This window comes from Acidisphaera sp. L21 (assembly GCF_009765685.1).
Lineage (GTDB): Bacteria > Pseudomonadota > Alphaproteobacteria > Acetobacterales > Acetobacteraceae > LMUY01.
On the sequence record NZ_LMUY01000141.1, the window covers coordinates 1 to 7,388 of the forward strand.

At 67.7% G+C, this 7,388-nt stretch carries 9 protein-coding genes; 5 read left to right on the forward strand and 4 right to left on the reverse strand.

Going from position 1 to position 7,388, the window contains the following annotated elements; genetic code table 11:
- The 4 genes from GSQ76_RS26085 to GSQ76_RS26100 form a co-directional block, all read left to right on the forward strand.
- On the forward strand, positions 1 to 293 hold a 293-nt coding region (locus GSQ76_RS26085; RefSeq protein WP_174247406.1), incomplete at its 5' end, for a cytochrome o ubiquinol/quinol oxidase subunit IV.
- A gap of 18 nt (positions 294 to 311) precedes the next feature.
- Positions 312 to 1,070, forward strand: coding sequence for an SURF1 family protein (locus GSQ76_RS26090; protein WP_254070639.1), 759 nt, complete (start codon positions 312 to 314; stop codon positions 1,068 to 1,070).
- 15 nt (positions 1,071 to 1,085) lie between these two features.
- Positions 1,086 to 2,468, forward strand: a complete 1,383-nt coding sequence (locus GSQ76_RS26095) for an ATP-binding protein (protein ID WP_216851312.1) — start codon at positions 1,086 to 1,088, stop codon at positions 2,466 to 2,468.
- On the forward strand, positions 2,458 to 2,991 hold the full coding sequence (locus tag GSQ76_RS26100) for a response regulator transcription factor (RefSeq protein ID WP_158747011.1): 534 nt from the start codon (positions 2,458 to 2,460) through the stop codon (positions 2,989 to 2,991). Before GSQ76_RS26095 ends, GSQ76_RS26100 begins: the two co-directional genes overlap by 11 nt.
- 7 nt (positions 2,992 to 2,998) lie before the next feature.
- Here GSQ76_RS26100 and GSQ76_RS26105 read toward each other — a convergent pair whose 3' ends face one another.
- A complete protein-coding gene (locus tag GSQ76_RS26105) occupies positions 2,999 to 4,132 on the reverse strand; it encodes a CaiB/BaiF CoA-transferase family protein (RefSeq protein ID WP_158747012.1) in 1,134 nt (377 codons plus the stop codon).
- A 146-nt stretch (positions 4,133 to 4,278) separates the two neighbouring features.
- Between GSQ76_RS26105 and GSQ76_RS26110 the strand changes: the two genes are divergently transcribed.
- Positions 4,279 to 5,466: a glycosyltransferase family 87 protein gene (locus tag GSQ76_RS26110; RefSeq protein WP_158747013.1), complete on the forward strand. Its 1,188-nt coding sequence runs from the start codon at positions 4,279 to 4,281 to the stop codon at positions 5,464 to 5,466.
- Here the strand turns inward: GSQ76_RS26110 and GSQ76_RS26115 are convergent.
- From GSQ76_RS26115 to GSQ76_RS26125, 3 genes are all read right to left on the reverse strand, one after another.
- Positions 5,446 to 6,234 carry a GntR family transcriptional regulator gene (locus GSQ76_RS26115; protein WP_256367023.1) on the reverse strand — a complete coding sequence of 263 codons (789 nt, stop codon included), beginning with the start codon at positions 6,232 to 6,234 and terminating at the stop codon, positions 5,446 to 5,448. The two genes, GSQ76_RS26110 and GSQ76_RS26115, sit on opposite strands and share 21 nt — an antisense overlap.
- Positions 6,192 to 6,395: a hypothetical protein gene (locus GSQ76_RS26120; RefSeq protein WP_158747015.1), complete on the reverse strand. Its 204-nt coding sequence runs from the start codon at positions 6,393 to 6,395 to the stop codon at positions 6,192 to 6,194. The genes GSQ76_RS26115 and GSQ76_RS26120 overlap by 43 nt, the downstream gene beginning before the upstream one ends.
- The coding region (locus GSQ76_RS26125; protein WP_158747016.1) for an amidase at positions 6,395 to 7,388 on the reverse strand (994 nt) is incomplete at its 5' end. The genes GSQ76_RS26125 and GSQ76_RS26120, both read right to left, overlap by 1 nt.

Consider the following 7,388-nt stretch of genomic DNA (forward strand, 5'->3'; position numbering starts at 1 on the left):
TCGCGGCGCTGGTCGTGATGGCGTTTGGCGCGGTGCAGGTCGTGGTCCACATGATCTACTTTCTGCACATGAACACCAAGGCGGAGGGTGGCTGGACCATCCTGGCGCTGATTTTCACGCTGGTGCTGGTCGGCATCACGCTCACCGGCTCCGTCTGGGTAATGTTCAACCTGAACGAGAACATGATGCCGTCGCCAGATGGCCTGCCGGGGATGCAGGGAATGCCCGGCATGCAGGACATGCCGGGGCCGCACGATATGTCCGGTATGTCTGGCATGAGCACCAAGCCCTAGGCTGACATGGAGACGGCGGTGCGACCGGTGGCAGAAGCCGGCCCCCGGTCACCAACCCGGCTGGTTCTACTCGGCGGCCTGGTGCTGCTGGTGATCGCCGGGTTGCTGGCACTGGGCACCTGGCAGGTCGCCCGGCGCAGTTGGAAGCTGGATCTGATCGCCCGGGTCGACGCCCGGGTGCACGCTACCCCCGTCGTCGCGCCAGGCCCCGCCGCCTGGTCCGGCGTCGCGCCGGCAACCGACGAATACCGCCGCGTCACCGCCAGCGGCACCTTCCTTAACGACCGCGAAACCCTGGTCCAGGCGGTCACCGAACTGGGCGCCGGCGACTGGGTGCTCACCCCGCTACGCACCACCGATGGCTTCACCGTGCTGATCAATCGCGGCTTCGTCCCCAGCGACCGGCGCGACCCGGCCAACCGCGCTGCCGGGCAACCCGCCGGCCCGGTGCAGGTCACCGGCCTGCTGCGCCTGACCGAGCCGAAGGGCGGCTTCCTCCGCTCGAACGACCCGGCGGGCAATCGCTGGTATTCCCGCGACGTCGCCGCCATCGCCACCGCCCGGGCGGTTGCCGACGCGGCGCCCTACTTCATCGACGCCGACGCCACCGCGAACCCGGGCGGCCTGCCCCTCGGCGGCCTCACCGTGATCGCATTCCCCAATAATCACCTGGTGTATGCCATCACATGGTATGGGCTGGCCCTGATGCTGGCTGCTGCCACTGCCTATCTCGGGCAGGAGGAATGGTCGCGGCGCCGTGCTGGAGAAGCAGGGTAGCATAGGAGTGGTGAGATGGCCTCGGCGCGGTTGGCGGCGGTTGCCGGTCCGCTGACGCGCGGACTGGGCGGCGTAATTCTGGGACGCGCCGATCCCGCCACCACCGCCGAAGCCCTCCCCGCCGAGGCCGCCGGCAGCAAGAACATGCTGCAACTGATCGAACTGCGCTGGGTCGCGGTGCTCGGCCAGGTCGTCACCGTCGGGTTCGTGCATTTCGGCCTTGGGATCGCGCTGCCGCTGTTGCCGATGGCCGCGGTCATCGCGATGCTGGTGGCGCTCAATTGGCTCAGCCTGGTGTGGCTGCGCCTGCGCCCGATCGTGGGCAGCCCCACCCTGTTCGTGGCCCTTGCCGCCGATGTGCTAGCGCTGACGGTGCTGCTGTACCTCAGCGGCGGCCTCGCGAACCCATTCATCTCGCTTTACCTGCTGCAGGTCACCCTGGCCGCGGTGTTGCTGGAGGTATGGTGGGCCTGGGCGATGGTCGGCATCACCTGCGCCTGCTTTCTGGGGCTGTCGATGGCTTACCGCCCGCTGGTGCTGCCGGTCTCGCTCAACTCCGATCCGTTCCGCTTGAACCTGCAAGGACTGATGATCTGCTTCGTGCTGGATGCGATGCTGCTGGTGGTGTTCATCACCCGCATCAGCGGCAATCTGCGCGCCCGCGACGCCCGCCTGGCGCTGATGCGCCAACACGCGATCGAGGAGGAGCACGTGGTCCGCATGGGTCTGCTCGCCTCCGGTGCGGCGCACGAACTGGGCACGCCGCTCTCGACCGTGTCGGTGATCCTGGGCGATTGGCGCCAAATGCCCGCCCTGCAAGCGCTGCCCGACCTGGCGGAGGAGATCGACGAGATGCAGGCCGCGGTCGCCCGATGCAAATCCATCATCACCGGCATCCTGCTCTCCGCCGGGGAGGCGAGGGGCGAGGCGCCCACCATCACCACCGTCGGCACTTTCCTGGACGATCTGGTGCACGCCTGGGACACCAATCGCCCCGGCAATCTGCTGATCTTCGAGAATAATTTCGGCAAAGACCGCCCCATCATCGCCGACCCGGCGTTGAAGCAGATCCTGTCCAACCTGTTGGACAATGCGCACGAGGCCGGGGCCACGCTGATCCGCCTGCGTGCCGAGCGGGAAGGGGAGGAACTGGTGCTATCCGTGCGTGATGACGGCCCGGGTTTCCCGGCCGAGATGCTGGCCCAATTCGGCAACCCCTACCGCTCCACCAAGGGGCGGCTGGGCGGCGGGCTGGGCCTGTTCCTGGTGGTGAACGTGGTGCGCAAACTCGGCGGCACCGTCGCCGCCGGCAATCGGCCGGAGGGCGGCGCCATGGTGACGTTGACCCTGCCGCTGGCCGCACTTGCACTTGCGGAGGGGGCGGGCGATGTCGTCTGAAGGCCGCCTGCTGATCGTCGAGGACGACACCAGCTTCTCCAAAACCTTGCGCCGGTCGTTCGAACGGCGCGACTACGAGGTAGTAGTTGCCACCGGGCTGGAGGAGGTCGCCTGCCTGCTGCCTGGCTGGACGCCCGACGTCGCGGTGGTGGATCTGAAGCTGGTCGGCGTGTCCGGCCTATCCTGCGTCCAGGCGCTGCACGCGCATGACCCGGACATGCCGATCGTGGTGCTCACCGGGTTCGCTAGTATCGCCACGGCGGTCGAGGCGATCAAGCTCGGCGCCTGCCAATACCTGGCCAAGCCGTCCAACACCGACGACATCATCGCCGCCTTCGGCAAGGCGGCGGGCAATGCCGAGATCCCGCTGACGCACCGCCCGACCTCGATCAAGACGCTGGAGTGGGAGCGGATTCATCAAACCCTGGTGGAGACGGATTTCAACATCGCCGAATCCGCCCGCCGCCTGGGCCTGCACCGCCGCACCCTGGCGCGCAAACTGGAAAAGCGGCAGATCGAATAGGCGTGGCCTACTCCGTGCCGAGGATTTCCGCATTGTGTTCGCCCAACCCCGGGGCGCCTCGCGTGAAATGCGGGCGCTCCCGATCGAAAGAAATCGGCAGCCCCACCATCGTCAGCCCGTTATCTGGCAGGGTGCGCAGCAGGTCGACGGCTGCCATCTGCTCCGACCGGGCCAACTCACCGATATCGTTGACGGGCGAGACGGGGACGCCTGCGGCCTCGAACCCAGCCAGCCATTCCGCCCGGCTGCGGGTGCGCAGCACGTCGGCGATCAGTCCCACCAACTCCGGCCGGTGCTTGTTGCGCAGCCGCCCGGTGCAGAAGCGCGGATCGTCCCCCCATTCCGGATGCCCCATAACCTTGGCAGCGCGCACCCACAACCGGTCATTCCCCGCCGCCAGGCAGAACGGCGCGTCCGCCGTGTCGAACACTTGGTATGGCGTTATGACGTTGGAGGCGGTGCCGTGCCGCCGGGTCACTGTGCCGTCCTGCAGGTAATGGTTCACCTGCCCCTCCACCCAGAAGGTTGCCGTTTCAAATAGGGAGGTATCGACCAGGCAGCCCAACCCCGTCTGGTCCCGCTGCCGCAGCGCCGCCAGCGCGCCGATCACGCAGAACATTCCGGTCGCCTTGTCGTTGATCGATGCGCCGCAGAACGTCGGCGGCCCGTCCGCCTGCCCGGTGACCGACATCATGCCGCCATACGCCTGCAGCAGCGGATCGAACCCCGGCTTCATCCGCATCGGCCCGGTATAACCGAACGCCCAGATCGAGCAGTAGATCAGCCGGGGATGCCGCGCGAGCATCGCCTCCGGTCCAATCCCGGCATCTTCCACCACGCCGGGCCGCAAGTTCTGGATCAGGATGTCGGCGTCTTCCACCAAGCGATGAATGGCCGCAATGCCCTCCGGCGTTTTGATGTCCAGCGTGACGGAGCGCTTGCTGCGGTTCTGGCTGTGGAAATACAGCGAGGTCTCGCCACCGCCATCATAGGGCGGCCCCCAGCCACGGGCATCGTCGCCGCCATCCGGCTTCTCCACCTTGATCACGTCGGCGCCCATATCTGCCAGGATCACGCCGGCCAGCGGACCGGCCAACGCCTGGCCGATCTCGATCACCTTCAGGCCTTTTAGCGGCGTCATTCTTGGGTCTCTCCCGCGCGTGGACTACAGCAGGGACCGTATCAAGGCGGGGGGAGTGTCACCACCCTGCAAGTGGCTCTTAATAAAGCAGTGATGCGGCCCTGCTAGGTCGTAACAAATTGGTGCAGCATCCGGAGGTCGCTTGCGTGTCGGCTGTGATCACCCTCGCCGAGACGCGAACCCCGGCAGTGCGCCCCGTGGTGCTGCTGTATGGCCTGCTCGCCGGGTTGGGCGCCTGCTACTTCGCCGGGTATCTGAGCATCACCCTGCAGCGCGACGCCGCTTTCCCGTTCGGCGACTTCTTCGCGCTTTGGTCCTACGCGCAGATCGGCGCCAGCCACCCGATCGCCAGCCTATACGACCCGGCGACGCTGCACGCCGCGCAGGTTGCGCTCGGCATGGACCCTGCGGACCAGAACCCGTTCCCGTATCCACCGACCGGGCTGATGGTTCTGCTGCCCCTGGCGCCGCTTTCCTACACCGCGGCGCTGGCGGCCTGGCTGGGGGTGACCTTCGGCTTGTATGCGGCGGCAAGCTTCGGCTGGCGCAGACGCGCCCTGGTGCCGGCACTCATCGTGGCGTTGGCACCAACGACCGCGATCACGGTGGTGGCCGGCCAGAACGGGTTCCTCTCGGCCGCGCTGCTCGTCGGCGGGCTCCGCCTCGCAGACCGCCGCCCGGCACTCGCCGGGGTGCTGCTCGGTCTCCTCACCTACAAGCCGCAATTGGGCATCCTGGCCCCGGTGGGGCTGATCGCCGCGCGAAACTGGCGTTGCGTCGCCTGGACTTGCGCCACGATCGCGCTGCTATTCGTCGCGACCAGTGCGCTGATGGGCCCGGCCTCCTGGTTGGACTGGGTCGAAAGCCTGGCCGGCTATCAGGCACTGTTCGATCAGACGATGCATGCCAACCGGCTGATGCCCACGATCCTAGCAGATCTCCAATGGCTGGGTGCGCCCCCTGCGATAGCGCAGGCGATCCAGGGCGTGTTCGCCCTCGCAGCCGCAGTGGCGGTTTGGGTCTGCTGGCGCCATGGGCCGCAGGACACGGCCATCGCGGTCTTGCTGATCGCCACCTGCCTCGCCACCCCCCACGCCTTCGTCTACGACCTCCCGCTGCTGACGGCGGCGGTGGCGCTCCTGGTCAGCCAGAGGTTGAACGAGCACCGGGCGTTCGCCCCGCTCGAGCTAATCGTCTTGCTGCTGGCAGTGATATTCCCGGCGATCATGGCCGGTGCACAACAGCATCTACCGCTCGGCGGGGTCGCGCTGGTGCTGTTCCTCACCCTCGCGGTTCGCAACCATACGACGCCGTCAGCTCGGGTGCAGGCGTAGGGAGAAGGTGAACCGGTCCGCCGGGTGCAGATTGCTGGTCACCTGCACCGGCAGGTTGTCCTTGCCCAGATACCGCCGCAGCACATGCAGCGCGCTGCTACCGGGCGGCGCCCGAAGCGTTCGTGCCTGCCCAGGCGTCAACTGCACCGCCGTCACGTCCTGGCCGATCTCGGTGATATGCTCGCGCCCCGCCCGCTCCATCATGCGGAACACCGGGGTGGCCGCGTGCTGCGCCGGGTCCAGCAAGTCGGCATGGGCGGCGACCACGTAGACGTTGCTGATCGCCAAAGGCGGCGCCGGCTGCTGTAACACCACGCGCATGCCGCTGACATGCAGCCACTCGCTGCCCTCTGTCACGCCCAGCGTGCGGGCGAGGGCGGCATTGACCCGAATCATGCGGCGCTGCTTGGTGACGAAGCGCGTTTCCTCGACATAGCCCATCGTCTCGTTGGCGGACTGGGCGGCCAGGATGTATTCGGTGCGCCGGCTGGTGGCCAGGACGCGCGTGCCGATGCCCTGGCTGCGCTCCACCAGCCCCTGATCCTGCAACGATAGCAATGCCTGCCGCACCGTGGCGCGGCTGACGCTGTATAGCGCGCACAACTCGTGCTCGGTCGGCAATAGCGTGCCGACCGCGCGCTTCCCGCTGGCAATATCGTCCAGCAACGCGTCGGCGATCCGGGCGTACAGCGGACGCCCGGCCGGTTGCGGCGTGCGACGAGTCGTCAGAGGCGAGGCGGGGCGAAGGTGAAGGCCGGCTCGTCCGATTTCTCGGGCATGCGCGCAAGGTTGCCGCCGGTCTGGGCGACCCGAACCGCCAGGCCGCGCATGCGGGCAATCTGGTCGGGCGGCAAATTCGTCAAACCATGCCGGGCGGCGTAGGCGCGCATGTCTTCCTCGGAAAGCGCAGTCGTCACGAAGTCGGACATTATCCCTCCAGCGCCGGGCGTCGGTTTCGCCACGGGGTTGCAGATTCATAAGCGTGGGCGACGCGCAGGACCATAGCCTCATCGAAATAACGCCCGGCGATCTGCGCATTGGTCGGCAGCCCGGCGGCGTCGAACCCGGTGCAGACGGACATCGCCGGGTGGCTGGTGAGGCTGAACACGGCGGTCAGCTTGTGCCGAGTGAAATCGGTCACCGATTCGGGGTTGGCATAGGCGGGCGCGGTGTGCATGGCGCAGGGCAGCAGCACGGCGTCGAAGCTGCGCATCAGCCCGTCCGTTGCCTGCGACAGGGCGCGACGCTGCCGTTGCGCCGCCAGATAGTCCACCGCGCGGACGTTGAAGCCGCTCATCATCTTGTCCCGCAACGCCTGGCCCATCTCCATCCCACGCTCCATGAACTCACGTTCGTGGATGGAGAAGGATTCGGACCAGTTGATGACCGAGGTCGCGCTCTCGTACTGCGACAGCGGCGCCGGCAGCACGGTCGGGATGATCTCCGCCCCCAGCCCGGCGAGCGTTTCGGCCGCGGCCTCGATCCCGGCGATGTTGGCCGGGTCCATGGTGGGCGCGCCGGGACCGAACTCCATGATCTTGCCGATGCGCAGCCCGCGCACGCCTGCCTGCAACCCGGCGACGTAATCCGCCGCCGGCCCGGCGGCGCTGGACGGGTCGGCCGCGTCATACCCAGCGATGGCGCGCAGCACGATGGCAGCGTCCATCACCGTCCAGGCCAGCGGACCCGGCGTGTCCAGCGACCAGCAATTCGGCAGGATGCCGGCGCGGCTGACCAGGCCGTAGGTTGGCTTGATCCCCTGCACCCCGCACGCCGCCGCCGGCAAACGAACCGAGCCGCCAGTATCCGTCCCCAGCGCGAACATCGCCGTCCCCGCCGCCACCGCAGCCCCGGCGCCGGTGGACGAGCCGCCGGTGAAGTGCCCGGTATTCCACGGGTTGCGCGCTGGCTCGAACGCAAGG

Coding starts and splice junctions, on each gene's coding strand:
- GSQ76_RS26095 (WP_216851312.1), top strand. CDS start 1,086: ATGGCCTCGGCGCGGTTGGCGGCGGTTGCCGGTCCGCTGACGCGCGGA.
- GSQ76_RS26100 (WP_158747011.1), top strand. CDS start 2,458: ATGTCGTCTGAAGGCCGCCTGCTGATCGTCGAGGACGACACCAGCTTC.
- GSQ76_RS26105 (WP_158747012.1), bottom strand. CDS start 4,132: ATGACGCCGCTAAAAGGCCTGAAGGTGATCGAGATCGGCCAGGCGTTG.
- GSQ76_RS26120 (WP_158747015.1), bottom strand. CDS start 6,395: ATGTCCGACTTCGTGACGACTGCGCTTTCCGAGGAAGACATGCGCGCC.